The organism is Nocardia araoensis NBRC 100135 (genome assembly GCF_000308435.1).
In the GTDB taxonomy this organism is placed as follows: domain Bacteria; phylum Actinomycetota; class Actinomycetes; order Mycobacteriales; family Mycobacteriaceae; genus Nocardia; species Nocardia araoensis.
Window position 1 is genome coordinate 1 of sequence record NZ_BAFR01000050.1, and the last position, 26,018, is coordinate 26,018.

Here is a 26,018-nt window from a genome sequence, read left to right on the forward strand (position 1 = left end):
TCGGGGACGGTGGCGCCGTGGCCTGTGGCCGTCCCGGTCCTGTGACGGTTGCCGACCGGAATCGACAACGCCGGATGGAGAATTCACCGCCAGCCTAACCCGCGGCGGGCTCCGCGCGGCGGCCCGAGCGTGTCGTGGGAAGCTCGTCCCACCCGGCGCCCGTTCGTGGTCTAGGGTCCGCGGCATGCACATTCTCGGAAGGATCATCGGTATCGGCGCCCTCGCCGCGACGACCATCGCGCTGGCGGCCTGCGGCTCGGACGACGGGTCCACCTCGGCCGTCTCGACGACGAGGACCACCGTGGCGGCCGGGCCTTCCGCGCAGCGCCCGGCCACACCGAGCAAGGGCCGCGAGTGCACGGCCGACGACATTCGCGTCAGCGGTGATTTCGGCACCGCCCCGACGATCACCATCCCGGACAACTGCGACCCGCCCAAGCAACTGATCGTCAAGGATCTGAAGGAGGGCAGCGGGCCCGGCGCCACGCCCGGCCAGCAGCTGACCATGAACTACGCGCTGGTCACCTGGTCGGACAAGAAGACGCTGGACAGCTCGTTCGGTCGCGGCAAGCCGTTCCAGCTCACCCTCGGCGCGGGCCAGGTCATCGACGGCTGGGATCAAGGCCTCGTCGGCGTGAAGGAAGGCTCGCGCCGGCTGCTGATCGTGCCGCCGGAGCTGGGCTACGGCGCGGGCGGGCGCGGCATCGCCCCGTACGAGACGCTGGTCTTCGTCACCGATGCGGTCTCGGTGGGGAAGTAGCGAGGCCCTCGCGGCCCGCGCCGGGCACCGCCGGATGCAGGCCCGCCGGGCCGGTCAACTAACCTGGTCGGGATGCGTGGCGTACGCCGCACCCCTCGTCGTCTCGGCCGAGGCCGGGACTCCGGTTCGGACCGGCGCCGGCGGGGGAGTACGGCAGCCGGCGTAGGGGCGCCTCGCCCGCTGTTCCGATCCCGGAATGCCGGGGCCGGTGCACCGCACAACGAACGTCAACCAGTACGAACAACGAACAAGGAGCATGTCCGTGAAGAGCACCGTCGAGCAGCTGAGCCCGACCCGGGTCCGGATCAACGTCGAGGTGCCCTTCGAGGAGCTGAAGCCGGATTTCGACCGCGCGTACAAGGCACTGGCCAAGCAGGTCCGCATCCCCGGCTTCCGTCCCGGTAAGGCGCCCGCGAAGCTGCTCGAGGCCCGCCTCGGCCGTGGCGCGATCCTGGAGCAGGTCGTCAACGACGCGCTGCCCGGCCGCTACAGCGAGGCCGTCACCACCTCCGAGGTGAAGGTCATCGGCCAGCCCGAGATCGAGATCACCAAGATCGAGGACGGCCAGGAGCTGGCCTTCACCGCCGAGGTCGACGTGCGTCCGGAGATCACGCTGCCGGACTACGCGAGCATCGCGGTCACCGTCGACGCGTTCACCGTCGGCGACGAGGACATCGAGGAGCAGCTGCAGTCGCTGCGCCAGCGCTTCGGCACCCTGACCGGGGTGGAGCGTCCGGTACAGGACGGCGACTTCGTCTCCATCGATCTCTCGGCGACCGTGGACGGCCAGGAGGTGGCCGAGGCCGCAACGACCGGTCTCTCCCACGAGGTCGGCTCCGGTCAGCTCATCGAGGGCCTGGACGAGGCGCTGGTCGGATTGTCGGCCGGCGAGTCGAAGGAGTTCACCTCGAAGCTGGTCGCCGGGGAGCACGCGGGCAAGGACGCGGTCATCACCGTGACCGTGCAGACCGTCAAGGAGCGTGAGCTGCCCGAGGCCGACGACGAGTTCGCCCAGCTGGCCAGCGAATTCGACACGCTGGAGGAGCTGAAGGACGATCTGCGCAGCCGCGTCGAGCGGGCCAAGAAGGTGCAGCAGGCGGGCGAGATCCGCGACAAGGTGCTGGACACCCTGCTCGAGCAGGTCGAGGTGCCGCTGCCCGACGCCGTGGTGCAGGCCGAGATCGACGCGGTGACCCACGACGCGGTGCACGGCTTCGATCACGACGAGGCCAAGTTCGCCGAGGCGCTCGAGGCGCAGGGCAGCACCCGCGAGGAGTTCGACGCCGACACCAAGCAGGCCGCCGAGAAGTCGGTCAAGACCCAGCTGCTGCTGGACGCGATCGCCGAGGCGGAGGGCACCCAGGTCGGCCAGGAGGAGCTCACCGAGCGGATCCTGTTCCAGTCGCAGCGCTACGGCCTGTCGCCGGAGCAGTTCATCCAGCAGGTGCAGCAGGCGGGCCAGCTCGGCGCGATCTTCGCCGACGTGCGGCGCGGCAAGGCGCTGGCGGGTGTGGTCGGCAAGGTGACCGTCACCGACTCCGCGGGCAACCCGGTGGACACCGCTGAAATGTTCGGCGCCCCGGCCGATTCCGCCGACGAGGAGACGACCGCCGAGACGGCCCCGGCGGACGCCGAATAATTCCATGGAATGTCGGCGTGATCGACGCCCGCGAGGTGCGCTGATTGCGCTGTGAGCGAAGAAAGGGCGGTACCGGGAGTTCGGTGCCGCCCTGCTTCGTTAATGTTTGTGACGGCAAGTTGGATAGCCATGTCCGACCGGGTGCGGCATATCCAACCAGTGATGGCTATGTGGCAATCCGCAACGAGCCGGCGAGAGAAGGCAGGTATCCGTGACAATCAACCAGGCAGGGGTCATGACAACCGCGACTGCTGGTCTCAACCTCAGTGATTCGGTGTACGAGCGCCTGCTGCGTGAGCGCATCATCTTCCTCGGCACACAGGTCGACGACGACATCGCGAACAAGCTGTGCGCGCAGATCCTGCTGCTCTCGGCGGAGGATCCCACCAAGGACATCTCGCTCTACATCAACTCGCCGGGCGGCTCGGTGACCGCGGGCATGGCCATCTACGACACGATGCAGTTCGCCGAGTGCGACATCGCCACCTACGGCATGGGCCTGGCCGCGTCCATGGGGCAGTTCCTGCTCACCGCGGGCACCAAGGGCAAGCGCTACGCGCTGCCGCACGCGCGGATCATGATGCACCAGCCGTCGGCCGGCATCGGTGGCTCGGCGGCCGACATCGCGATCATGGCCGAGCAGTTCGCGCACACGAAGCGTGAGCTGAACGAACTGCAGGCGCTGCACACCGGTAAGTCGGTCGAGCAGGTCACCGCCGATGCCGACCGCGACCGCTGGTTCACCGCGTCCGAAGCCCTGGAGTACGGCTTCATCGACCACGTGATCAGCCACGCGAATCAGGCCAACGGCGCCAAGAAGTAACGCACCGGATCACCCACAGGCCCCCGGACACCTCGAACGTCCGGCCGCCGCACCGACTTTGGAGACGAAGATGGCCAATTCGATCGACCCGCGCGCCGGCCTGTCCGGCATGGCACCGCAGAGCCCGCAGGCGCGCTACATCCTGCCGTCGTTCATCGAGCACTCGAGCTTCGGCGTCAAGGAGTCCAACCCGTACAACAAGCTGTTCGAGGAGCGCATCATCTTCCTCGGCGTGCAGGTGGACGACGCCTCGGCGAACGACATCATGGCGCAGCTGCTGGTGCTGGAGTCGCTGGACCCCGACCGCGACATCACCATGTACATCAACTCGCCGGGTGGCTCGTTCACCTCGCTGATGGCCATCTACGACACCATGCAGTACGTGCGCGCCGACGTGGCCACGGTCTGCCTGGGCCAGGCCGCCTCGGCCGCCGCCGTGCTGCTGGCCGCGGGCACCCCCGGCAAGCGCGCCTGCCTGCCCAACGCCCGCGTGCTGATCCACCAGCCCTCGCTGGAGGGCGGCATCCAGGGCCAGGTGTCGGATCTGGAGATCCAGGCCGCCGAGATCGAGCGCATGCGCCGCCTGATGGAGACCACGCTCGCGCGGCACACCGGCAAGGACGCCGACACCATCCGCAAGGACACCGACCGCGACAAGATCCTGACGGCCGAGGAGGCCAAGGAGTACGGGATCATCGACACGGTGTTCGACTACCGGAAACTCAGCGCGCAGAAATAAGGCGCGAATCGTCGTTTCCGGCCGGGCCGGGACGGCGGGGCGAATTGCCGAACCCGGCGGCCGTTCGCTCGGAATTGCTCCAGGACAGGGAATTCCGGCCGGGAAGTACGCAATGGGGCATACCGCCCGGCCGGACCGCCTGCGCGCCGCCGCTGGTTCGAGAATTTGTTCGAACCGACGGCGCGGCGCGCAGGGCGGTGCGGAGGTGTCGAACGCCGGCCCGGCGGGCGCTCGGTCTTTCGGCGTCGTGACGACGCGCACAACCCGCGCGAGAAACATGCGCGAGTTGTCGACCTCCATCCCGAACACCGGGTACGGTCAACCTAGGGACCTTTGCTCCCGGTTGACGGCACTGCCCCACCGGCCACGAAATCAGTCGATGCGTTTGCGGCTGCGAAAGTGGTGGACAGCTGGCAACCTGGACGGACGGTTGCACGCGGACAAGGAAGTAGGGACCCACGAGATGGCGCGCATCGGAGATGGCGGCGATCTGCTGAAGTGCTCGTTCTGCGGAAAGAGCCAGAAGCAGGTCAAGAAGCTCATTGCGGGACCAGGGGTGTACATCTGCGACGAGTGCATCGATCTCTGCAACGAGATCATCGAGGAGGAACTCGCCGAGTCCAGCGAGGTCAAGCTCGATGAGCTGCCCAAGCCGGCCGAGATCCGGGAGTTCCTGGAGAACTACGTCATCGGCCAGGACACCGCCAAGCGCACTCTCGCGGTGGCCGTCTACAACCACTACAAGCGCATCCAGGCCGGCGACAAGGGTCGCGACAGCCGCGGCGAGACCGTCGAGCTGGCCAAGTCCAACATCCTCATGTTGGGTCCCACCGGCTGCGGTAAGACCTATCTGGCCCAGACGTTGGCGAAGATGCTGAACGTGCCGTTCGCCATCGCCGACGCCACCGCGCTGACCGAGGCCGGATACGTCGGCGAGGACGTCGAGAACATCCTGCTGAAGCTGATCCAGGCCGCCGACTACGACGTCAAGCGCGCCGAGACCGGCATCATCTACATCGACGAGGTCGACAAGATCGCCCGTAAGAGCGAGAACCCGTCGATCACCCGTGACGTGTCCGGCGAGGGCGTGCAGCAGGCCCTGCTGAAGATCCTGGAGGGCACCCAGGCGAGCGTGCCGCCGCAGGGCGGCCGCAAGCATCCGCACCAGGAGTTCATCCAGATCGACACCACCAACGTGCTGTTCATCGTGGCGGGCGCGTTCGCCGGTCTGGAGAAGATCATCTCCGACCGCACCGGCCACCGCGGTATCGGTTTCGGCGCCGAGGTGCGGTCCAAGGCCGAGATCGACACCACCGATCACTTCGCGGAGGTCATGCCGGAGGATCTGATCAAGTTCGGCCTGATCCCCGAGTTCATCGGCCGCCTGCCCGTGGTCGCCTCGGTGACCAACCTGGACAAGGAATCGTTGGTCAAGATTCTCTCCGAGCCGAAGAACGCGCTGGTCAAGCAGTACGTCCGGCTGTTCGAGATGGACGGGGTCGATCTCGAGTTCACCGACGACGCGCTGGAGGCGGTCGCCGACCAGGCGATTCTGCGCGGTACCGGTGCGCGTGGCCTGCGGGCGATCATGGAGGAAGTCCTGCAGCCCGCGATGTACGACATCCCCAGCCGCGACGACGTCGCCAAGGTGGTCGTCAACGCGGACACGGTCAACGACAACGTCCTGCCCACGATCGTGCCGCGCAAGACGCAGCGGCCGGAGCGCCGGGAGAAGTCGGCGTAATTGCGGGTGTGGCGACCCGTCGCAGGGGGTACTCCTTCGTGAGGGTTGAGCAAACAGCCTAGTTCCGGTGTTCTCTCCGGAGCGCATCATCACCCGCGAGCAACCCCGTCTCCGGCATCGCTCGCGAGCGACTGGACCGAGGTCCTCATGTCGACAGGCTTGGCCAACCCCACGTACGTACTCACCGCTTCGCGCAATGCCGATCACCCCGCTGAGCGGCTCAAGATCTCCGTCACCGTTCCGAGCGACTCGGTCACGCTGTGCGCGCTAGCTGGGGAAGTCGATTACTACACCGCCGAAGTGTGCCGCCGCAGGCTGATCGGCTCGCTGGGGACCGCGGCGCCATTGGTGGTCGTCGATCTGTCGAAGGTCACGTTCTTCGGCGTCGCCGGTTTGCGTGTCCTGGTCGACGCGCAGTCCATGCTGGTCCAGACCGGCCGCAGGATGCGCCTGGTGACCGGGCCCCGGTGTGTGGACCGCCTGCTCGAGCTGGCCGGGGACCTGGCGCGCTTCCAGACCATGTCGAGTCTCGCCGACGCCGTGCTCGACGCAGCCTGACGCGGCGGGCCGATACCATCGGGGGCATGTTCGCCAACCGGCGCTTGGAGCGCAAGGTCGACGCCCTGCATGCCAAGCTCGATCTGATCATGGCCCATCTGGGCATCGAGGCGCCGGCCTCGGTCGCGCCGCCGCGTCCCGTGTCGGCGGTTCCGCGCGGCGACGGCATGGCCGAGATCGATGCGCTCCTGGCGCAAGGCAAGAAGATTCACGCGATCAAGCGGTATCGCGAACTCACCGGGTGCGGTCTCAAAGAGGCCAAGGACGCGGTCGAACGCCGGTACCCGTACTGACCATCGGGGCGTGCGAGCAGAAGGCTCGGCTCGACAGCCGAGCGCTGTCGCTGGTCATGCGCGAGTAGAGCCGTCATCCGACGACTTCCCTTGCGCCGCCGAGACCTAGCTGTGTGCGCCCTGAACCACGGGGGTGTGCAGATCCATCGCGAAGTCGGCGTCCGCGCTGGACGGGCCATCCGCCGCGGAGCGTTCCGGCAGCGGGTCGTGCCCGGTCGGGTCGGGCAGGTTGCGTACCTGTTCGGTGGCGTAGCCGATCGCGCGTCCGTATCGGGCGCTCGCGGCATCGTGGATGAGCAGGGCGACGCCGATCATCACCGGGGCGACCCCGTGCACGGCCGCGTCGAACCATCGCCCGGCGCTCACGTACGGGTAGGTGTTCAGTCCCACCGTGAGGGCGAGCAAGGCCATTTCCGCCGCCGCCACTTGGCTGCGGTTGTCCAGCACGCCCCACTCGGTGACCTTGTTCGTGCCGATCATGATGATGATCAGCGACACGCTGATCATCGCCTCGAGCAGGTAGCTGAACCAGTACAGCGGGTCGTCCGGTCCGCCCGGCGCGATGTTGTGCTGGACGTTGACCGCCGACCACAGCATTCCGGCGGCGACGACGCCGGCCAGCGCGCCGAGCGACCAGGAACGGTGCCGGTACAGCGACGCCAACCTGGCGTGCGGGCTGGAGGCGCGCCGCTGGGCGGCGATCGCCTTGCGCGCCAGCAGCAGGTCTCTGATCTCGGCCTTCTCGATGGCCTCCGCGGTGTGCCGCGCCCGGTCGGAGGCCGCGGCGCCCGCCTCGGCATGCTTCCAGCGCTGTTCGCGGTCCTGGGTTCGGATACGTTCGGCCAGTTCGCGTTCCTCGAGCAGTTCCTCTTCCGACAGCGCGCCGGTCAGCGCCGGGTCGAACTGGTAGGCGAGACGGCCGCGGGCCTTCTCGACTCGTCTCGCCAGCCGTGCGACGTCGTCGTCCGTGGTCTGTTCGTCGAGCATGCGGCTCCAAACGGTCGGGCGGAGGGGAACTCGAGAAACCGAAGACGCCGACACGGCCTACCCCGCATCGAACCTCGCGAAGGTAGCTCGCCGGCCGCGACACGGCCAGGCGACGTCAACACCTCTTATTCTTAGTGCATTCCGGGCCGTAGCGACAGCCCTGGGTGAACGCGGCGCCGAAGTGCCAGGTCGGCTCGGACCGTTCCCGCAGCGCCGCGGCCGTTTTCACGCCCAGGGCACTCGGCACGAATCGGTGCTGAAACCCTGTGCGGTGATCCCCAGCGCCGAATTGAACCGGGCGCGTGAGTTTTCCAGCGCGATCTGATAGCTGAGCTCCACCACGCCCGCTCGGCCGAAGCGCCGCTCCAGGTCGGCGACCTGCTCGTCGGTGACCGCGGTGGGCGTGGCGGTCATCGCGTCGGCGTAGGCGATGGCCGCGCGCTCGTCGTCGGAGTACAGCGGCGAGGTCGCGTAGTCGGCGATATGTTCCAGCCGGGCCACGTCCAGCTCGCCCAGGCGCATGAGCATGGCGCCGAAGTCGACGCACCAGGAGCAGCCGATCGTCCACGCCGTGCGATAGACCGCGATCTCGCGGATGACGGCGGGCAGGGCGGTGCTGGCCTTGTCGACCATGGTCTCGTGGACCGCGCTGGCCCGCAGCAGTTTCGGATGGTTGGCGGTGACGGCGAAGGGCTCCGGCACTTCGCGGAAGCGGCGCTTGGCCAGCCGGTACAGCAGCTTTGTCGTCGGCCCCGCCTGCTGCGGGGTGACGGCGGCGATACGGGTGGCGCCCATGTCGATCTCCTTCGATCAGCGGATGTGGTTCCTACTTCTCGGACGAGAGACCGCGCCGGAATGTGATGGGGCCGCGGTGTGACATGGCGCACCCGGCCGCCGCGCGCTACTCGGGCTCGATCCGCATGTCCTCCTGGCTCCAGTAGGCGCGCATCCCGGTGATCCGGCCTTCCTCGTCGAACTCCATGACGTCGATCGGCGACAGGACGAAGCGCTGTCCGCCGGCCTTCGTGATGATGGTGAACGGGAACGCGGCCTGGTTGCCCGCGATCCGCACGTCCTCCGGCCGCAGCTCGGTCTCCCGATCGAGTGTGGCGATCACCTCGTAGAACTCGCGAATGGCGTCGTGTCCCCGCTTGGGCGCAGTGCCGACCGGGTCCTCCACGATCGCGTCCGGCGCGTACAGCGCGACGATGTCCTCGGTCGGACCCGAGCCGACCAGCTTGACGTACTGCTCGACCACGTCGCGGATCTGCTTGGCCATCGAGTCTCCTTCGAAGTGAAACGTGTTCTAATTTGTAGCCTAGCGCGTTCGCGCGCCCGATTCGATCCCCTCCGGGTCGTCCAGCACGACGATCCGTACTCCGGTGGCGAGCAGTGCGGTGGCCGACAGGCCGAACAGTGTGCGGAATGCGTCGCTGAAGTGCGAGGGGCTGGCGAATCCCGCGTCGGCCGCCGCGGCGGTGAGGTTGGCCCCCGCGGCGATCGCGCGGCCGACGCCGAGCATCCTGGCCCATAGCCGATAACGCCGGAACGAGGTGCCCGCCTGGGCGGCGAACAAGTGCAGGAAGCGTGACTCCGACAGGTGCGCGGCCGCGGCGAACCCGGCGGCGGTGAACTCCCGCGCGGGATGGGCGAGGAGGGTCGCCATCGCTTCCGCCACCCGGTCGTCCGGTGCGGGGACCAGCCTGGTCCCGGCGATTCCGGCCAGCGAGCGCGGATCGGGACACGCGTCGCTCGCGGCCGTGACCAGTGCGGCTTCCGCCCGATGGCCGAGGCCGAATCCGCCGTGCCACCGCGTCATCCGGTCACGGCACGCGCGGGCGCGGGGGGTACCAGGATCCAGATAGCAGAACATCATCCGGTCGCCGCCCGCGACGACGCGGTGCAGCCGGCGCGGCGGAATCAGCGCGCTGCGCACGGTGTGCGCGATCTCATCGGTCGCGAGCGTGAAGGGAGCGTCCAACCCCACCGCAAGGCAGTCGACGGCGGTCGAATGCGCCTCCGGGCGCAGGGACGGTCCGCGATAGATCGCCTGCCCCGCCCACAGCCACAGAATCGCGGACGCGGGCGTACCCGGCGGAGTGCTCGTCCCCATGCCGTCATGCTGTCACGGGCCGCGCGAACCGCGATATCTTCTGTTGTCGGGGGTCAAGGCTCCGCTCAGGGTGACCCGAGCGGGCTCGGGGGATCGCCGTTGATCCCCCTGGTTCGCCGTTGAACCAGACCCGCGCCCGGTATCTGTTGACTCTGTCGGAAACGGCACATCTCGCGTTACCGCGTGGCGACGGCCGCTTGACACCTTCCCGACGTGCTGGTCCTTTCGTCCTTTTCGCCCGCCGGGCGTCGGGCGCGCACCAGTTCCGACGGCGCGGACCGGGGAAATTCATCGCCATTTCCGCTGTTCGTGCCCGGTGTGTCGACCTTGCGCTCCCGGTGCGGTGCTGTTTACTCGGTCCGGTCAACCAGATGTTCGAGTGACGAGTGGAAGCGGAGGAGACATGGCACTGCCTACCATGACCGCAGAGCAGCGCACCGAGGCCTTGGCCAAGGCGGCTGCGGTCCGCAAGGCACGCTCCGAACTGATCGGCAAGGTGAAGGCGGGCAAGGTTTCGGTCGCGGATCTGCTGAAGAAGGCGGACTCCGACGAGCTGGTCAAGAAGACCAAGGTGGCCGCGGTGATCAAGGCCCTGCCCGGTGTCGGGCCGGTGAAGGCCGCGAAGCTGATGGACCAGGCGGAGATCCCGGAGGATCGCCGGATCGGTGGGCTCGGCGCGCGTCAGCGCGCGGCACTGCTCGAAGCGCTGAAGGACTGACGGGCGGGGAATTCGGAAGACGCGGCGTTCGGCCGCGTATCCACCGGATCACGCCCGTGGTGATCCCCCACGGGCGTCCCGGACTCGGCTGCCGGGTTCGCCGATCAGCGGGAGGCGCGCGGACGCCGGCGCGGGAAACGCAGCGTCACCGGTTGCGGTTCCGACAGCGGCAACTCGCCTCGCGGCGGCAGGAAGAGGCAGATCGCTCCGCCCAGCACGAGCAGGAACGCCGCGATCAGGCTGGCCGTGAAGCTCACCGCGCCGAGTTCGGCCGGCTTGTGCAGAACGTGGTACAGGAAATGGGGCACACCGAAGGTGAGCCAGCCGACGCCCGCGAGCCGGGCTGCCGAGGTTCGGTTCATGACCAGCGCGGCGATCGTCACCGCCGTCAGCGCCAGGAAGAAAGCCCCCACGTCGGCCGTCAGATGGTGGTTGTACGGGCCGTCCGCCGCCACCCACTGGGTTCCGAACCCCGGAAAACCGGTGTACCAGGAGTGCGGAGCCACCGTGGCCCAGAGGCCGACGATCGCTCCTTGTACCGCCAAGACGGCCAGCACGATTCGCGTCGCCAGCAGGCGGCGGTACTGCTCGAAGCGCATCCGCACTCGCAGGCCCTCGGAGTTCCCCTCCACCGATATCCGCATCGGCCGCTCCGTTCTCGCCGAATCCGTTCCGGCTCCGTGCAGTCACGGTAGAACGGGCGTCCGGCGCGGGCAATAGTGAGTCAGGCCAATAACGAGGCGGCGCCCGGGTCGGTGCGAATCCGCTCCGGGGCGGTGTAGACGTTCATGGTGTCGCCGCGGAGGAAGCCGACCAGACTGAGCCCGGCGTCGGCGGCGAGATCGACCGCCAGCGAACTCGGCGCCGAGACCGCCCCGAGCAGCGGGATTCCGGCCATGACGGCCTTCTGCACCAGTTCGAACGAGGCGCGCCCGCTCACGATCAGCACCAGATCATGGGCGGGCACGCGGGATTCGCGCAGTGCCCAGCCGATCACCTTGTCCACCGCGTTGTGCCTGCCGATGTCCTCGCGCACCGCGAGTGCTTCGCCGTCGGCGGTGAACAGGCCCGCGGCATGCAAGCCGCCGGTGGCTTCGAACACCGATTGACGGTCACGCAGCATGCCGGGCATCGCGGCAAGCACCCGGGTGTCCACCACCGGGCTGCCTGCGGGCAGCGGGAACCGGGTGCGGGTACGAACCTCGTCCAGGGCGGTCTTTCCGCAGAGTCCACAAGCTCCGGTGGTGAGGAAGGAGCGGGTCGGCACCTGGACGGGGGTGCGCAGGGTGATGTCGAGGACGTTGTAGGTGTTGCGGCCCTGGTCGTCGGTGCCCGCGCAATAGCGGGCCGCAACGATGTCCTCGGCGGAGCGGATGATGTCCTCGCTCAGCAGGAATCCGTGCACCAGGTCGATGTCGTTGCCGGGGGTGCGCATGGTGACCGTCAGCGATTGCCCGCCGATGCGGATCTCGAGCGGTTCTTCGACGGCCAAGGTGTCCGGACGGTGGATCTCCCCGCTGGGCGAGATCCGCCGCATCCGGCGGCGGGCGGTCACGCGGCTCATGCTGTGTTCCCCTTGGCACGAGCGGCGCTCGACGTGCGGGGCGTGCCGCTCGTGCGGCGTTCCCCGGCGGCACGAGCGAGCTCGTGTGTGGCCGCGCTGTCGTGCGGCCGGAGCCGGTTGGTCATGCCTTGCTCGCCTCCAACCGAATCGTCACCGCTTTGGACACCGGGGTGTTCGATCGTTTCGCGACGTGATCCAGCGGTACCAAGGGATTGGTTTCGGGATAGTAGGCGGCGGCGTTGCCGCGTGGTGTGGGGTAGGAGACCAGGCGGAAGCCTTCGACACGGCGTTCGGTGCCGTCGGTCCACTCGGAGACGATGTCGACCAGATCGCCGTCGCGGAAACCGAACGCGGTGATGTCCTCGGGGTGGACCAGCACCACTTTGCGGCCGTTGTGGATGCCGCGGTAGCGGTCGTCCAGGCCGTAGATGGTGGTGTTGTACTGGTCGTGACTGCGCAGGGTCTGCAGGATCAGTCTGCACTCGGGGACCGGCAGCCAGGTCAGCTCGTTGACGGCGAAGTTGGCCTTGCCGGTGGCGGTGCGGAACTCGCGGGCGTCGCGCGGCGGATGCGGCAGCTGGAAACCGTTGCGACCGCGGACTTTCGCGTTGTAGTCGGCGCATCCGGGCACGACGCGGGCGATGGCGTCGCGGATGCTGTCGTAGTCGCCGGCGAAGCGCGCCCACGGTACCGGATGGCCGGGGCCGAACAGTGCCTGGGCGAGGTCGCAGACGATGGCGACTTCACTGCGCAACTGGTCGCTGACCGGCTTCAACCGGCCGGTGGACAGGTGCACCATCGACATCGAGTCCTCCACCGAGACCTGGTTCTTGCCGCCGTCGGGGGCGAGGTCGAGGTCGGTGCGCCCGAGCGTGGGCAGGATGAGCGCGGTGCGGCCGTGCACGATGTGGCTGCGGTTGAGTTTGGTGGAGACCTGCACGGTGAGCGCGCAGTCGCGCAGCGCGGCCTCGGTCACGGCGGTGTCGGGGGTCGCGGAGACGAAGTTGCCGCCCATGCCGATGAACGCTTTCGCCCGTCCGTCGCGCATCGCGCGGATCGCGGCGACCGTGTCGAAGCCGTGCTCGCGCGGGCTGGTGATGCCGAACTCGCGGTCGAGAGCGTCGAGGAAGGCGTCGGGCATCTTCTCCCAGATGCCCATGGTGCGGTCGCCCTGCACGTTCGAGTGGCCGCGCACCGGGCACACGCCCGCGCCCGGCTTGCCGATCATGCCGCGCAACAGCAGCACGTTGGTGGCCTCCTCGATGGTGGCCACGGCATGCGCCTGCTGCGTCAGGCCCATCGCCCAGCACAGGATGATGTTGCGCGAGCGGGCGAACAACTCGGCGGTGTGCTCGAGCTCGGCCATGGACAGGCCCGTCGCCTCCAGCACGGAATCGAAATCAACCGTGCGCATGTGCTTTTCGTATGCGGCGTAGCCGGCGCAGTGGGCGTCGACGAACGCCCGGTCGACCACCGTGCCGGGCGCGCGATCCTCCGCTTCCAGCAGCAGGCGGCCCAGCGCCTGGAACAGGGCCAGGTCACCGCCGAGGCGGATCTGCAGGAAGTCGTCGGCGATCGGCACACCGGTGGTGACGCCCTTGATCGTCTGCGGATCCCGGAAGCCGAGCAGTCCGGTCTCCGGCAGCGGGTTCACCGCCACGATCCTGGCTCCCTCGGCCTTCGCCGCGGCCAGCGCGCTGAGCATCCGGGGATGGTTGGTGCCCGGATTCTGCCCCGCGACGACGATCAGGTCGGCCTTGGCGAAGTCATCGATGGAGACCGAACCCTTGCCGATTCCGATCGAACTCGACAGCGCCGTGCCCGAGGACTCGTGACACATATTGGAGCAGTCGGGCAGGTTGTTGGTGCCGAAGCTGCGTACCAGCAGCTGATAGAGGAACGCGGTCTCGTTGCTGGTGCGGCCGGAGGTGTAGAACACCGCCTCATCGGGCGAGTCCAGCTCGCGTAGCGTGTCGGCGATCAAACGGAAGGCGTCGTCCCAGGCGATCGGGCGGTAGTGGGTGTCGCCGGGACGCAGCACCATCGGATGGGTCAGTCGGCCCTGCTGACCGAGCCAATAGCCGGACTTCTCGCTCAGCTCGGCAAGAGAGTGGGCCGCGAAGAACTCCGGAGTCACGGTGCGCAGCGTGGCTTCCTCGGCGACCGCCTTCGCGCCGTTCTCGCAGAACTCTGCGGGCCTGCGATGGCCGGTCGGCTCCGGCCACGCGCAGCCGGGGCAGTCGAAGCCGTGCACCTGATTGACCCGGGCCAGGGTGCGCGCGGTGCGGACCACGCCCATCTCCTCGACCGAGCGTTTCAACGCCACCGCCACCGCGGTGACGCCCGCGGCCTGCTCTTCGGGCGGGGTTACCGTCAGCTCGGACTCGTCGATGTCGCGGCTCGGTCCGTTTCGGTGCATGCCGCCATTGTCCTCCCTACGCGGTGCGGACCAGAGGGGACCGGTTGATCGGGCCGGTTCGGGCACGAGGCCGCGAGTGCGGAGCCACCCAGTGCGCCACCATGGCGTCGGCCCTGGTCTCGGCGGTGCATGGCGGCGCCCCGATCGCGGCGGTCGCGAGCTGTTCACGCTGTATGCAGCACCCGGCGCGAGACACTCGGCGAGTACCGCGGGTCATTCCATGTTCGCCGGGGGCGCTGCGGAGTCCGCCCTGCACCTCGACTCGCTGGTCGGCGTTGTCGGGCACGCCTCGGGCGGCCCGGTTCTGGGTCGGCCCGTCGGCGGTCAGGAGCGGCGGCGCGCTCCCGCGATATCCGCCGTGCTCGTGGGTTGCTCGTCGCCGCGGTAGGTGAGGACTCGCTCGCTGATGCGGACGCGCCAGCCGGGTGGGAGCTCGGTCGGGGACGTGCTGATCCGGGTCCACTGGTCGGTGCCCGGGCCGGCGATGAAGGTGCCGGAGGTGGCGGCGGCATCCCGGATGTACACCTTGCCGCCGTCCACCGACACGTAGGCGTGGATCCGCGAGACATGGCGATCGCGCTGGATGACGATCGGCGCGGCGGTGGCGGTGCGGACCGATTCGTCCACCTGCGGGCCCCGCCCGATGACGTAGGCGCGGTCCAACGGGTAGGCCGCCCCCTCCTCGGTGACCAGCGCGCCGACAGCGGCGTCTCCGGACAGCGCCGCCGGGCGCGGGACCCGTGCTCCGCCGTTGTCGGGCGCTTTGCGCAGCGCGACAGGTTCGTGGGCGGGCTGCACCTGGGACCACGCGAGCGGCCGATTCGGGACGGACCGGGGCGGACGTGGTTTGGCGAGGGGGCGTACCGACTCGGTCGGCCGGGCGGTGGACGTTGCTTGCGCGACGGCGTCGGACGTGCCGGTCGGCCGGGCGGCGGATGTTGCTTGCGCGACGGCGTCGGACGTGCCGGTCGGCCGGGCGGGGGGCGTTGCCCGCGCGACGGCGTCGGCGGCGCCGGTCGGTTCGGGCATCGCCGCGAAACCGGCCGCCGCCGTCGGCTCGGGCTCGCCCTGCGCGGAAGGCTCGGATGTCCGCGGCTCGGCGGTCTTTCCGGCGCGTCGTACCGCGGCGTGCAGCGTGAAGCCGCCGCCGGGAACCACGCCTGCGCGCAGGTCGGTGCGGGGCAGGGCGGTCGGCGGCGCGCCGGTGTCCGCGCCGATCGTGATACGGCGCACCGGTTCACGCACGATCTCGTCCACCCAGGTGAACGCGCGTCCACCATCGAGACGGCGAGTGCCCTCCGCGCCTTGGATCTCCGCGGTCACCGGTCCGCGCAACAGGATCAGCACGCCGTCGTCGGTGGGCGCGACCACGCCGAACGGCGGCGATTGGACCGTGCTGCCGAAGATCACCGCGGCCAAGCGTTGCGCCAGCGCGGCGCCGGGGTGCTCGCCTGCGGCCACGGCTTCGATGGTGCCGAGTATTCGGTCCGTCGAGGTCGTTTCGGCCCCGAGGTAGGCGACGACCGCACCGAAACGGGCGACGAGCCCGTCGCCCGGTGCGATACCCACGGTGAACGGTTTTCTGCGCACCCGCGCCCTCCTTCCCGGCGCACTACCGGCATACCGAAGCCAGCATAGAGCGTCGGCGACAACCGAACCGGGGTCTGCGCGCATCGCGATGTGGACAGTGCGAACGCCGCGCCGTGTCGCCGAATCTTCGAATCACGCTCTGCCGAGCGCGTTCTGGCGAGCGGTTGCTCAGGCCCTTCGCCAGGGCTGTGAGCTGCATGTTGTGGTGTTCTCCGCAGCAAGCGGCCGGTCATGCCGAGTGGCGAACAGCTATGTCTTGAATCACATTCTGTAGGGTGGCGCATACGCTCCGGACCGGAGTTCGACGCGTCCACGCTCCGGATCGTCGGCGCGGATCCCCGCGGCGCGCCTGCTGAGCGCATCGGTTGGCTGCCGGGCCACATCTGGCAGCGCGCGGACAATCAGGGCGCCATCCGGCGGCGCGATTCGTCCAGCCGGACCGATCACTTCTCGGCATCTCCGGGTGCACATGGGCTCGCGCCGCTGATCCGAACGGCGTTCGTGCCTGGTTATGCTCGCTTCATGAGCGCAGCAGCCGTCAGCCGCAGGGCCCGCCCGGCCAAGGCTCCGCTGAGCCGCGAGGTGATCGTCGAGACCGGCCTGCGCATCCTGGACCGGGATGGAGCGGCGGCGCTGACCATGCGCCGGGTCGCACAGGACTTGGACACCGGCGCGGCCTCGCTCTATGTGTATGTCGCCAATCGCGACGATTTGATGGCCGCCATGCTCGATCATGTCCTCGGTTCGGTTCCGGAGCCGGCCGGGGCGAGTTGGCGGGAGCGGCTCACCGCGCTGGTCGACGCCATGGTGGCGGCGATGAGCAGGCACGAAGGGCTGGCGCTCGTCGCGCTCGGTGTGATTCCGAGCAGTCCGAACGCCGTGCGGCTGATGGAGTTGATGCTGCGCTCGCTCACCGAGGCGGGACTGGACGACCGGACCGCGTCGTGGGCTGTGGACCTGCTGTTCCTGCACATCACCGCGTCGGCGGCCGAGCAGAGCGCGCACAACACCGGCGGCGGCAGCGAGCAGGAATACCTCGCCGGGATCGAGCGGCGCTACGCCGAACTGCCCGCCGACCGCTATCCGACCGTCGTGGCCATGCGGGAGGCGCTGCTGGCGGGTGGCGGCGAGGCGCGTGGGGCGTGGGCCGTGCAAGTGCTGCTCAACGGCATCCTCGCCACACGGGCAGGGTGAAATTCGCTGGCTCGCGCGCCGCGGTCCGATTCACAATGGGCCGGTGATCCGGCCCGCGACCCTTGAAGACCTTCCCGCGCTGCAAAACATCGAACGTGCGGCGGGCGAGCCGTTCGCGGAAATCGGGATGACGGCGGTGGCCGACGACGAGCCGCCCTCGCTGGCGACGCTGCGCCAGTTCCAGCAGGCGGGGCGGGCCTGGGTGTGGGCCGACGACGACGTGCCGATCGGTTATCTCGTCGCGGGAGTGGTCGACGGGAACGCCCACATCGAGCAGGTCTCGGTGCGCCCGGATCACGCCCGGCGGCGGATCGGCAAGCGTTTGCTCGACCAGGCCGCTCGATGGGCCGCCACCGCGGGCCTGCCCGCGACGACGTTGACCACCTTCACCGAAGTGCCCTGGAACGGGCCGTATTACGAGCGGCTCGGCTTCCGGTACCTGTCGGCGGGGGAGGAGACGCCGGGGCTGGTCGCGCTGCGCGCCGCCGAGCAAGCCCACGGGCTCGACCGCTGGCCGCGCGCGTGCATGCGCGCGGAGTTGTCCGCGTGGTCGATGGATTGAGCTGTCAGCCGAGGGCCCGCGCGGCCGCGGGCGCGGCGGCCGCCCGGTCTTCGGCGATCAGACCGATGCGCGTGCGCCGATCCAGCAGGTCGTCGGCCTCGAGCGCGCCCTCGTGGGACACCGCGAACGCGAATTCGGCGCCGAGTACGTCGATTCCGGGCGCCACCGGCTCGGCCAGGGCCGGATCACGGCGCGCCGCAGCCAGCACGGTGGCCGCCTCGCCGCCGTAGCGTTCGATCAGCACGGGTGGGGCGTCGATGCGGTCGCGCGCCGCGCCGGAGACCGCACCCACCAGTGGTAGCCGCCGGGTGCGGCACGGCCCCGCGGCCAGACCGCCGTGCGCGACGGCGGCGTCGATCACGTCTTCGGCCATCTTCCGGTAGGTGGTGAGTTTGCCGCCCACGATGGTGACGATCCCGCTCGGGGAACGCAGCACCGCGTGTTTACGGGAGATGTCGGCGGTGCTGTCGTCGGCGGTCTCCAGCAGTGGGCGCAATCCGGCGTAGGAGCCGCGAATATCGTCGCGGGTCAGCGGCTCGCGCAGGGCGGGGTTGATGGTGTCGAGCAGGAAATCGATCTCACCGTCGGTGGCCTTCGGCTCGTCGGGAACCGGGCCCGGCGCGTCCTCGTCGGTCAGCCCCAGGTACACCCGGCCGTGTGCGGCGGGGAAGGCGAAGACGAAGCGGCCGATGCTGCCGGGCACCGGTACGGTGAGCGCCGCGGTGAGGCCGCCGAAGGACGCGGCGGAGAACACCAGGTGCGTGCCGCGGCTCGGGCGCAGCCGGATGCTGGAATCCACCTGATCGGCCCAGACGCCGGTGGCGTTCACCACGACGCGCGGCCGCACCTCGAGGGTTTCGCCGGTGCGCGTGTCGCGCAGGGTCGCCGAATTCCCGGTCACGTCACGTGCTTCGACGCGGGTCAGAATCCGCGCGCCGTTGGCCGCCGCGGTGCGCGCCAGCGCGACGACCAGGCGCGCGTCGTCGACCAGCTGCCCGTCCCATGCCTGCAGCCCGCCGCGCAGGTCGGCGCGCCGCACGGTCGGTGCGAGCCGCACCGCCTCCGCGGCGGCGACGTGCCGGGATCGGGGCAGCAGCGCCGCGGGGGTGCCCGCACCGCGCCGCAACAGGTCACCCGCCAGGAAACCGGCGCGCACCAGTGCGGCTTGCGTCGTGCCGACGTTGGGCAGCAGCGGTACCAATTGCGGCAGCGGGCGGACCAGATGCGGCGCGGTCGTGCGCATGAGGATGCCGCGTTCCACCGCGCTCTCGTGAGCGATGCCGACCCGGCCGCTCGCCAGATAGCGCAGGCCGCCGTGCACCAGCTTGGAACTCCAGCGGCTGGTGCCGAACGCCAGGTCGTGGCGTTCCACCAGCACGGTGCGCAGCCCACGGGCGGCGGCGTCCAGTGCCGCGCCCGCGCCGGTGACGCCGCCGCCGATCACCAGGACGTCGACCTCGGCGCCGTCGCCGAGCCGGGACAGATCCGCGGCGCGGCGGGCCGCGTGCAACGCGGAATCGCCGATGGGCTTCCAATCAGTGCTCATCACTATGCCTTTCGTCCGGTGAGAAGCTCGCCGACCCCGCTCACCGTGTTTGCTTTCGGTCGTGTTCGGCCGTCTCGTGAACGCGATGGTCGAGGTATCCGTCGATCGCGCGCCGGAGTTCGGCGTCGAGGTGCTCACCCGCGAGCAGCGGCGCGACGGTGCCCGCCGACTGCACCGCGGACTGGGCGATCAGCAGCAGCATCGTGGCCATCCGGTCCGGGTCCCCCGCGCGAATGGAGCCGTCCTGGTGGCCATCGCGGATACCCGCCGCGAACAGCTCGATCAGAGCGCGCTGGTTGCGCCCCAGCCTGCCGAAGACATAGGTGAGCATCAGGTCGGTGTCGGTGCGGAAGATCTTGCCGAACAACGGGTTCGACCGGACCGTCGCCGCTCCGGCGACCACCCCCTCGACCAGCCTGGTGCGCGCGCTGCCCGCGGACGGCATGGCCGCCGCCACGATCCCGCGCAGCTCGCGGACCAGCAGCTCGGCCACCAGCGCGCCGGTATCCGGCCAGCGGCGGTAGACGGTCGGTCTGCTGACGCCCGCGCGCCGCGCCACCTCGGTGAGGGTGGTGCGGCGCACGCCGAATTCCTCCACGCAGGCGCGGGCGGCGTCGAGGATCGCCAGGTCGGTCGCCGAGAGGGGTTCGGCGGAGTCGTCAGGAGCGGTCAAGATGTCACCACCGGTAGGAGATCGGCCGACGGCGGGCGCCGGCCAGGGCGAATGGTCCGAACCTACTTTACTGCTTGACAGTCTATGTCAAACTGTAACGCATGGTGGAAACGCAACAGCACACCCCAGGCGATCCGGCTTCCGCGGCAAAGGCAGGCGTGAGCGGCCCTGTGGCGAGTATGGTCTGGGATGCCTGGGGCATCCCGGCTGGGCACCAGCCACTTTCGGAACGGATCCGCGGCCTGTTGACGCAGGTGTTCGGGGTGTCCGGCAACCCGGTGGCGCGCCGCGATGAGGGCGACGTGCCACTGCGCGATTCGGCGTTGACGCCCGCGCGGCGAGCCGGGTTGGTCGAGGTGGTCGGTTCCGCGCACGTGTCGGCCGACCACCGCGATCGGCTGCGGCACGCAGGGGGGAAGAGCACACCCGATCTGCTGCGCCGCCGTGCCGAGGGCCCGCAGGACGCCCCGGATGCGGTCGTCTTCCCCGCCGACCACGACGAGGTGCTCGCCGTGCTCGCCTACTGCGCGGCGAACGCCGTCGCCGTGGTGCCGTTCGGCGGCGGCACCAGCGTGGTCGGCGGCGTCGAACCGGTGCGCGGTCGCTTCGACACCGTGATCGCCCTGGATCTGCGCAGGCTGGACCAGGTCACCGCGATCGATCCGGTCAGCGGCACCGCCACGCTGGGTGCGGGACTGACCGGCCCGCGCGCGGAGGAACTGCTCGGCGTGCACGGGCTGTCTCTCGGGCACTTCCCGCAGAGTTTCGAGTTCGCCACCATCGGCGGCTTCGCGGCCACGCGGTCGTCCGGCCAGGCTTCGGCGGGGTACGGCCGCTTCGACGACATGGTGCAGCGGCTGAAGATCGCCACGCCCAGCGGCACGCTCGTCCTCGGACGCGCTCCCGCTTCGGCGGCGGGGCCGGACCTGCGTGAGCTCTTCGTCGGATCGGAGGGCACGCTCGGCGTGATCACCGAGGTCACCTTGCGCGTGCATCCGGTCCCGGAAACGGTTGCCTACCAGGCGTGGTCGTTTCCCGACTTCGCGACCGGCGCCGCCGCGTTGCGCGCGGTGGTGCAGGCGGGCACGGCGCCGACCGTGCTCCGGCTGTCCGACGAGGCGGAGACGGGGATCAACCTCGCCCGCTCGGGCGATATCGGGGGCAGCCCGGTGGCCGGGTGCCTCGCCGTCACCACCTATGAGGGCAGCGCCGCGCACGTCGCCGCGCGCAGCGCCGAAGCGGGCGCACTGCTGACCGCGTCGGGCGGCTCGGCCCTGGGCGAGACGCCGGCCCGGGAGTGGGAGCGCGGTCGTTTCGCGGCTCCGTACCTGCGCGACGCGCTCCTGGATGTCGGCGTGCTCTGTGAAACGCTGGAAACCGCCACCACCTGGTCGAAGCTGAGCAGCCTCAAGGCGAAGGTGACCGCGGCGCTGACCGATTCGCTCAGTGCGCAGGGGACGTCGCCGCTGGTCATGTGCCATATCTCGCACACCTACCCGACCGGGGCGTCGCTGTACTTCACCGTCGTCGCCAAGCAGTTGGACGACCCGCTGGCCCAATGGCACGCCGCGAAGCGCGCGGCGGGCGACGCCATCGTCGCGGCGGGCGGCACCATCACGCATCATCACGCGGTGGGCACCGATCACCGTCCCTGGGTGCCGGACGAGGTGGGCGACCTCGGCGTGCGCGTCCTGCGCGCGGTGAAGGCCGAACTCGACCCGGCAGGCATCCTGAATCCCGGAAAGCTGGTGCCGTGAACGAATACTCGCCGGTGCGCAAAGTCACCGTGGTGACCAACCCGCGGTCCGGACACGGCAAGAGCGGCGAGGCCGCGAGCGTCGCGATCGCCCGCCTCCGCGCGGGCGGCGCCGAGGTCACCGAGGTGAGCGCGCCCTCGGCCGCCGAGACGGTTCGCCGGGTGCGGGATTCCCTCGCGGGCGGTGCGCCGCCCGATGCCGTGGTCTGCGTCGGCGGCGACGGCTTGCTCAACGTCACCCTCCCGGCCGTCGCGGAGACCGGCGTCCCACTCGGCATGATTCCCGCGGGCACCGGCAACGACCTGGCCAGGGAACTCGGTGTGCCGACCGACGACCCGCTCGCCGCCGCCGCGCTCGTGCTGCGTGGGCGGACCAGGACGATCGATCTCGGCCGGATCGAGTCGCCCGGCGCGCCGATGTGGTTCGCCACGGTGACCGGCACCGGATTCGACGCGCGCGTCACGCTGCGCGCCAACGAGATGCGCTGGCCGAAAGGCAGACTGCGCTACACCGTCGCCGCACTGGCCGAGATCTCCGGGCGGTTCACCGTGCCCTACCGGGTGGAGTTGGTGGACGCGGTGACCGACGGGCTCACCAACCCCGGCGCGGGCTCGCTGCTGGAGACCGAGGCGGTCATGGTCGCGGTCGGCAACACCCGCACCTACGGCGGCGGCATGCTGATCTGTCCGGACGCGATCATGGACGACGGCCTCCTCGACCTGACCGTGGTCGGCGCGCTGTCGCGGCGGGAGATGCTGCGCCTGCTGCCCGCATTGTCGGCGGGAAAACGCCAGAATCACCCGGAGGTCAAGCAATTCCGCGCCGCGGCCGTCACGCTCACCGCCGCGGGCGCACCCGCCACCGCGGACGGCGAACCGGCGGGCACCCTGCCGATCACCATCCGGGCCGTCCCGGCGGCACTGACCGTCCTGGTCCCCTGACGCGCCCGCTTTCGCCGGTCAGGCGAAGGTCACGCACCGCAAGTGGTCGACGGCCGCGCGGTCGACGATGACCACCGATCGTGAACCGCGGGCGGCGCGCTCGGTCGTCACCGCGCTCATCAGTCGCCGCCAGCCGCGCACGTGCAGCCGGAAGGCCATGTGGTTGATCCGCCGTCCGCGACTGTGCTGGCCTGCCTTGGCCACCGGCGCGGGCACATCGAGCAGGAGCAGGTGCAATTCGCGCTGCGCCGCCCAGCCGGCGATCATGGTGCGCGCCCACCGGAAGGTGGCGCAGTCGTGGATCACGATCGGGCCGTCGACCTCCCGCAACGCGGTGCGAATGGCGAGGAAGTGCGCCGCATGCACCACCGGACGCCACAGCAGGTAGGGCAGCCACCAGAGTTTGCGCCGCCAGCGATTGCGCGCCTGCATCGAGTCGAGCACCAGCACCCCGGCGGGACTGCGCGACGGTGCGGTGGCCGCCGCGTCGGCGTCGAAGAACTTGCGCAGGGCGGTGCTCTTGCCCGCGCCGGGGACGCCGGCGATGATCAGCGCGGCCGCGGCGGGGTATCGAATCTCCGCGAACGCGCGACCGCGTAGATCGTGCAGCGCGTCCGGGACCAGGATCGGCAGCCGCGGTTCGGTGGCGTGTCCGGGCACGGCTTCCAGCGGGGGGTTCACCTCTCCCAGCGTCCGCAGTCGAGGCCTGTTCGACAACCGGGAAAACCCTGGTTTTTCTTGGGTATTCGCGGGGGAGGTGCGCCTTGGGTGTCCACTCTTTCCAGAGTCCCGAGTTTTCACCCTTTCGGCAATATCGGACATTTCGGACAACGGCGATTCATGTGGGTTTCCGGCCCGCCGACCGCGCGCGAAGATGCATTCGTTCGCCTTGAGACCCGAAGAGGCTCAGGATTTCCACCGGCCCCCGGCCCGCGCTGCCGAACCAATGTGGTTGGCGGGTGTCGAATTCCGCGGCCTCGCCGGGGCCGAGCACCAGATCGTGCTCGCCGAGCACCAGCCGGAGCCGTCCGGACAGCACGTAGAGCCACTCGAATCCCTCGTGCACCTTCGGGTCCGGTTCGCCGCGCTCGGGCGGAATGACGATCTTGAACGCTTGCAGCGGCCCCGGCTGCCGGGTCAGCGGGAGAATGGTGAGTCCGTTCATCTTGCGCGCCGTCGTGTGGATCCGGGGGTCGGCGATCCTCGGTGCGGCCACCAGTTCGTCCAACGGCACCTGGTGGGCCATCGCGATCGGCAGCAGGAGTTCCAGACTGGCTTTTCGCTGGCCGGACTCGAGCCGCGAGAGCGTGCTCTTGGAGATCCCGGTGCTTTCCGCAAGCGCGGTCAGCGTGACGTTGCGGCGAGTCCGCAGCGCTTTGAGTCGCGGACCGATATCGGCGAGGGCTTGGGCGACGCCCGGTGGTGTGGACATGTCACCAGTGCACCGCTTCTTCCCGGAATTAGCAACAATAGTTGCCGATCTACGCGAGCCGGCGGCACTGTGTCGGTGGAGGTGATCGCGGATGAGCGAGAGATACGACGTGGTGATCGTGGGCGCCGGTGCGGCGGGACTGTCCGGGGCGCTGGTCCTGGCCCGGGCGCGGCGGCGAGTCGCGGTGGTCGGAGGCGGTGCGCCGCGGAATGCGCCCGCCGAGCACATGCACGGGTTCCTGTCCCGGGACGGGATGCCGCCCGCGCAGTTGCTTGCGGCCGGCGCCGAGGAGGCAGCCGGCTACGGCGCGGAGATGATCTCCGACGTCGTCGTCGGGGCGGAACGGGTGGGTGAGTCGGAGCACGAACTGCGGCTACGGGGCGGTGCGCCGCTGCGGGCGCGCCGCGTGCTCGTCGCGACCGGACTGCGCGACGAACTGCCGCGGCTGCCCGGCGTGCGCGAACGATGGGGTCGCGACGTGCTGCACTGCCCCTACTGCCACGGCTACGAGGTTCGCGACCAGCCGATCGGCGTGCTCGGCGGCCCGGAACCCGGTGCCATGGCCCGGTCGGTGCACCTGGCGCTGCTGCTGCCGCAGTGGTCGGACGACGTCATCTTCTTCCCGAACACCATGCCGCTGTCCGATGGTGACCGCGGTCACTTGGCCGCGCGCGGGGTGCGGGTGCTCGAAGGCCAGGTCGCCCGGTTCGTGGTGGACGACCGGCTGCGCGGTGTGGAACTGGCCGACGGGCGAGCGGTGCCGCGGACCGCGATGTTCGTCGCGCCGACCTTCCGCGCCAACGACGACGTGCTGGTGGCGCTCGGCTGCGCGTTCGACGACAACGGCTGGGTCGTGACGGACGCCACCGGGCGCACCAGCGTGCCCGGCGTCTGGGCCGCCGGTAACGTGAGCAATCCGGCCGCCCAGGTGATTTCCGCGGCGGGTGCGGGCTCGACCGCCGCGATTGCGATCAACGGCGACCTGGTGTCGGCCGACGCCACCGTGCCCGCCCGATAAGGGGAATATCAGGGGTAGAAAATGCCGGAAGCTGAGAATTACTTATGGATTCCGAGTCGGGCATCGGATCGCCGGTAAGCTACTGACATAGGCGGAGTGTTCGGTGTCCCTCATCCACCGAAGACTCCGCCTTTCTTTGTCTTCGTCGTGAAATACCGCTGTGTGTGATTCGGCCGGAACGCTCCGGCGAGCCGATACGCCCCCGATTTCCGACGCCGCGCCGACCGGCTGATCCGTGGCAGCGGCGAGCCGGGTCGACCGACCCGAAGTCGGCGGATCGACGCGCTCTAGAATCGCGGGGTGACCAGCGCAGCCCCTGACAACACGCGTAATCGTGCCGATGCCCTCCCCAAAAGCTGGACCCCCGGCGAGGTGGAGGCCGAAATGTACGAGCGCTGGGTAGCCGCTGGCTATTTCACCGCCGACACGGGCAGCGGCAAGCCCGCCTACTCCATCGTGCTGCCGCCGCCGAACGTCACCGGCACGCTGCACATGGGCCACGCGCTCGACCACACCCTGATGGACACGCTGTCGCGCCGCAAGCGCATGCAGGGTTACGAGGTGCTCTGGCTGCCCGGCATGGACCACGCGGGCATCGCCACCCAGACCGTGGTGGAGAAGCAACTGGCGGTGGACGGCAAGACGAAGGAAGACTTCGGCCGCGAACTGTTCGTGCAGAAGGTCTGGGACTGGAAGCGGGAGTCCGGCGGCGCCATCCAGTGGCAGATGCGCGCCCTCGGCGACGGCGTCGACTGGAGCCGGGACCGCTTCACCATGGACGAGGGCCTGTCGCGCGCCGTGCAGACGATGTTCAAGCGGCTCTACGACGCGGGCCTGATCTACCGCGCCGAGCGGCTGGTGAACTGGTCGCCCGAGCTGCGCACCGCGATCTCCGACATCGAGGTCAAGTACGAGGACGTGGAAGGCGAGCTGGTCTCGCTGCGCTAC

General features: G+C 69.6%; 26 protein-coding genes. 14 read left to right on the top strand and 12 right to left on the bottom strand.

The window, feature by feature from the left end:
* The first annotated feature begins 184 nt into the window (after nt 1-184).
* The 7 genes from ON21_RS07090 to ON21_RS07120 all read left to right on the top strand — a co-directional run bounded on the left by ON21_RS07090 (nt 185) and on the right by ON21_RS07120 (nt 6,556).
* Nucleotides 185-760 (top strand): FKBP-type peptidyl-prolyl cis-trans isomerase, encoded by a 576-nt coding sequence (locus ON21_RS07090; protein ID WP_039796607.1) that lies wholly within the window; start codon nt 185-187, stop codon nt 758-760.
* 256 nt (nt 761-1,016) lie between these two features.
* Entirely contained in the window at nt 1,017-2,399 is a 1,383-nt protein-coding gene (gene tig / locus ON21_RS07095; RefSeq protein ID WP_174372138.1) for a trigger factor, read from the top strand.
* Nucleotides 2,400-2,634: 235 nt separating this feature from the next.
* Nucleotides 2,635-3,222, top strand: a complete 588-nt coding sequence (locus ON21_RS07100; RefSeq protein WP_039796608.1) for an ATP-dependent Clp protease proteolytic subunit — start codon at nt 2,635-2,637, stop codon at nt 3,220-3,222.
* A gap of 70 nt (nt 3,223-3,292) precedes the next feature.
* Entirely contained in the window at nt 3,293-3,961 is a 669-nt protein-coding gene (locus ON21_RS07105) for an ATP-dependent Clp protease proteolytic subunit (protein WP_039796610.1), read from the top strand.
* Nucleotides 3,962-4,424: 463 nt separating this feature from the next.
* Nucleotides 4,425-5,705 carry an ATP-dependent Clp protease ATP-binding subunit ClpX gene (clpX, locus tag ON21_RS07110; protein WP_039796638.1) on the top strand — a complete coding sequence of 427 codons (1,281 nt, stop codon included), beginning with the start codon at nt 4,425-4,427 and terminating at the stop codon, nt 5,703-5,705.
* A gap of 147 nt (nt 5,706-5,852) precedes the next feature.
* Nucleotides 5,853-6,263, top strand: coding sequence for an STAS domain-containing protein (locus ON21_RS07115; protein WP_051020429.1), 411 nt, complete (start codon nt 5,853-5,855; stop codon nt 6,261-6,263).
* A 26-nt stretch (nt 6,264-6,289) separates the two neighbouring features.
* Nucleotides 6,290-6,556, top strand: a complete 267-nt coding sequence (locus ON21_RS07120) for a ribosomal protein bL12 (protein ID WP_039796611.1) — start codon at nt 6,290-6,292, stop codon at nt 6,554-6,556.
* 105 nt (nt 6,557-6,661) lie between these two features.
* Here ON21_RS07120 and ON21_RS07125 read toward each other — a convergent pair whose 3' ends face one another.
* The 4 genes from ON21_RS07125 to ON21_RS07140 form a co-directional block, all read right to left on the bottom strand.
* The gene (locus tag ON21_RS07125) at nt 6,662-7,543 is read right to left on the bottom strand and encodes a hypothetical protein (protein ID WP_245562495.1); all 882 of its coding nucleotides are present in this window, start codon (nt 7,541-7,543) and stop codon (nt 6,662-6,664) included.
* A gap of 225 nt (nt 7,544-7,768) precedes the next feature.
* The gene (locus ON21_RS07130) at nt 7,769-8,338 is read right to left on the bottom strand and encodes a carboxymuconolactone decarboxylase family protein (protein WP_039796612.1); all 570 of its coding nucleotides are present in this window, start codon (nt 8,336-8,338) and stop codon (nt 7,769-7,771) included.
* A 106-nt stretch (nt 8,339-8,444) separates the two neighbouring features.
* Nucleotides 8,445-8,822, bottom strand: coding sequence for a nuclear transport factor 2 family protein (locus ON21_RS07135; protein ID WP_039796613.1), 378 nt, complete (start codon nt 8,820-8,822; stop codon nt 8,445-8,447).
* Nucleotides 8,823-8,861: 39 nt separating this feature from the next.
* Complete coding sequence (locus ON21_RS07140; RefSeq protein WP_039796615.1) at nt 8,862-9,656, bottom strand: helix-turn-helix domain-containing protein; 795 nt, start codon at nt 9,654-9,656, stop codon at nt 8,862-8,864.
* Between the two features lie 403 nt (nt 9,657-10,059).
* On the opposite strand from ON21_RS07140, the gene mihF reads away from it, so the two are divergent.
* Nucleotides 10,060-10,374: an integration host factor, actinobacterial type gene (gene mihF / locus ON21_RS07145; protein ID WP_039796616.1), complete on the top strand. Its 315-nt coding sequence runs from the start codon at nt 10,060-10,062 to the stop codon at nt 10,372-10,374.
* 104 nt (nt 10,375-10,478) lie between these two features.
* Here mihF and ON21_RS07150 read toward each other — a convergent pair whose 3' ends face one another.
* From ON21_RS07150 to ON21_RS40570, 4 genes are all read right to left on the bottom strand, one after another.
* Complete coding sequence (locus tag ON21_RS07150; RefSeq protein ID WP_051020430.1) at nt 10,479-11,018, bottom strand: hypothetical protein; 540 nt, start codon at nt 11,016-11,018, stop codon at nt 10,479-10,481.
* Between the two features lie 80 nt (nt 11,019-11,098).
* On the bottom strand, nt 11,099-11,938 hold the full coding sequence (gene fdhD, locus ON21_RS07155) for a formate dehydrogenase accessory sulfurtransferase FdhD (protein WP_039796619.1): 840 nt from the start codon (nt 11,936-11,938) through the stop codon (nt 11,099-11,101).
* Between the two features lie 121 nt (nt 11,939-12,059).
* A complete protein-coding gene (locus ON21_RS07160) occupies nt 12,060-14,357 on the bottom strand; it encodes an FdhF/YdeP family oxidoreductase (protein WP_039796621.1) in 2,298 nt (765 codons plus the stop codon).
* A 324-nt stretch (nt 14,358-14,681) separates the two neighbouring features.
* Nucleotides 14,682-15,947, bottom strand: a complete 1,266-nt coding sequence (locus ON21_RS40570) for an FHA domain-containing protein (RefSeq protein WP_039796623.1) — start codon at nt 15,945-15,947, stop codon at nt 14,682-14,684.
* 522 nt (nt 15,948-16,469) lie between these two features.
* Here ON21_RS40570 and ON21_RS07170 point away from each other — a divergent pair.
* Both ON21_RS07170 and ON21_RS07175 read left to right on the top strand, forming a co-directional pair.
* Nucleotides 16,470-17,141, top strand: coding sequence for a TetR/AcrR family transcriptional regulator (locus ON21_RS07170; protein WP_039796624.1), 672 nt, complete (start codon nt 16,470-16,472; stop codon nt 17,139-17,141).
* A gap of 43 nt (nt 17,142-17,184) precedes the next feature.
* A complete protein-coding gene (locus ON21_RS07175) occupies nt 17,185-17,703 on the top strand; it encodes a GNAT family N-acetyltransferase (RefSeq protein WP_039796626.1) in 519 nt (172 codons plus the stop codon).
* Between the two features lie 4 nt (nt 17,704-17,707).
* Here the strand turns inward: ON21_RS07175 and ON21_RS07180 are convergent, their stop codons facing one another.
* Nucleotides 17,708-19,249, bottom strand: coding sequence for a glycerol-3-phosphate dehydrogenase/oxidase (locus ON21_RS07180; RefSeq protein WP_039796627.1), 1,542 nt, complete (start codon nt 19,247-19,249; stop codon nt 17,708-17,710).
* A gap of 40 nt (nt 19,250-19,289) precedes the next feature.
* Complete coding sequence (locus ON21_RS07185; RefSeq protein WP_051020431.1) at nt 19,290-19,922, bottom strand: TetR/AcrR family transcriptional regulator; 633 nt, start codon at nt 19,920-19,922, stop codon at nt 19,290-19,292.
* A 179-nt stretch (nt 19,923-20,101) separates the two neighbouring features.
* Between ON21_RS07185 and ON21_RS07190 the strand changes: the two genes are divergently transcribed.
* Together ON21_RS07190 and ON21_RS07195 are read left to right on the top strand one after the other, a co-directional pair.
* A complete protein-coding gene (locus ON21_RS07190; protein WP_051020432.1) occupies nt 20,102-21,679 on the top strand; it encodes an FAD-binding oxidoreductase in 1,578 nt (525 codons plus the stop codon).
* Nucleotides 21,676-22,620, top strand: coding sequence for a diacylglycerol kinase (locus ON21_RS07195; protein WP_051020433.1), 945 nt, complete (start codon nt 21,676-21,678; stop codon nt 22,618-22,620). The genes ON21_RS07190 and ON21_RS07195 overlap by 4 nt, the downstream gene beginning before the upstream one ends.
* 18 nt (nt 22,621-22,638) lie before the next feature.
* Here the strand turns inward: ON21_RS07195 and ON21_RS07200 are convergent, their stop codons facing one another.
* Nucleotides 22,639-23,301: a TGBp1 family protein gene (locus tag ON21_RS07200; protein WP_245562496.1), complete on the bottom strand. Its 663-nt coding sequence runs from the start codon at nt 23,299-23,301 to the stop codon at nt 22,639-22,641.
* Nucleotides 23,302-23,458: 157 nt separating this feature from the next.
* A complete protein-coding gene (locus ON21_RS07205; protein ID WP_039796631.1) occupies nt 23,459-24,052 on the bottom strand; it encodes a helix-turn-helix domain-containing protein in 594 nt (197 codons plus the stop codon).
* Between the two features lie 91 nt (nt 24,053-24,143).
* Here ON21_RS07205 and ON21_RS07210 point away from each other — a divergent pair, with 91 nt between their 5' ends.
* Entirely contained in the window at nt 24,144-25,070 is a 927-nt protein-coding gene (locus ON21_RS07210) for an NAD(P)/FAD-dependent oxidoreductase (protein WP_039796633.1), read from the top strand.
* A 300-nt stretch (nt 25,071-25,370) separates the two neighbouring features.
* A partial coding sequence (locus tag ON21_RS07215) for a class I tRNA ligase family protein (protein WP_157170749.1) occupies nt 25,371-26,018 on the top strand: 648 nt, incomplete at its 3' end.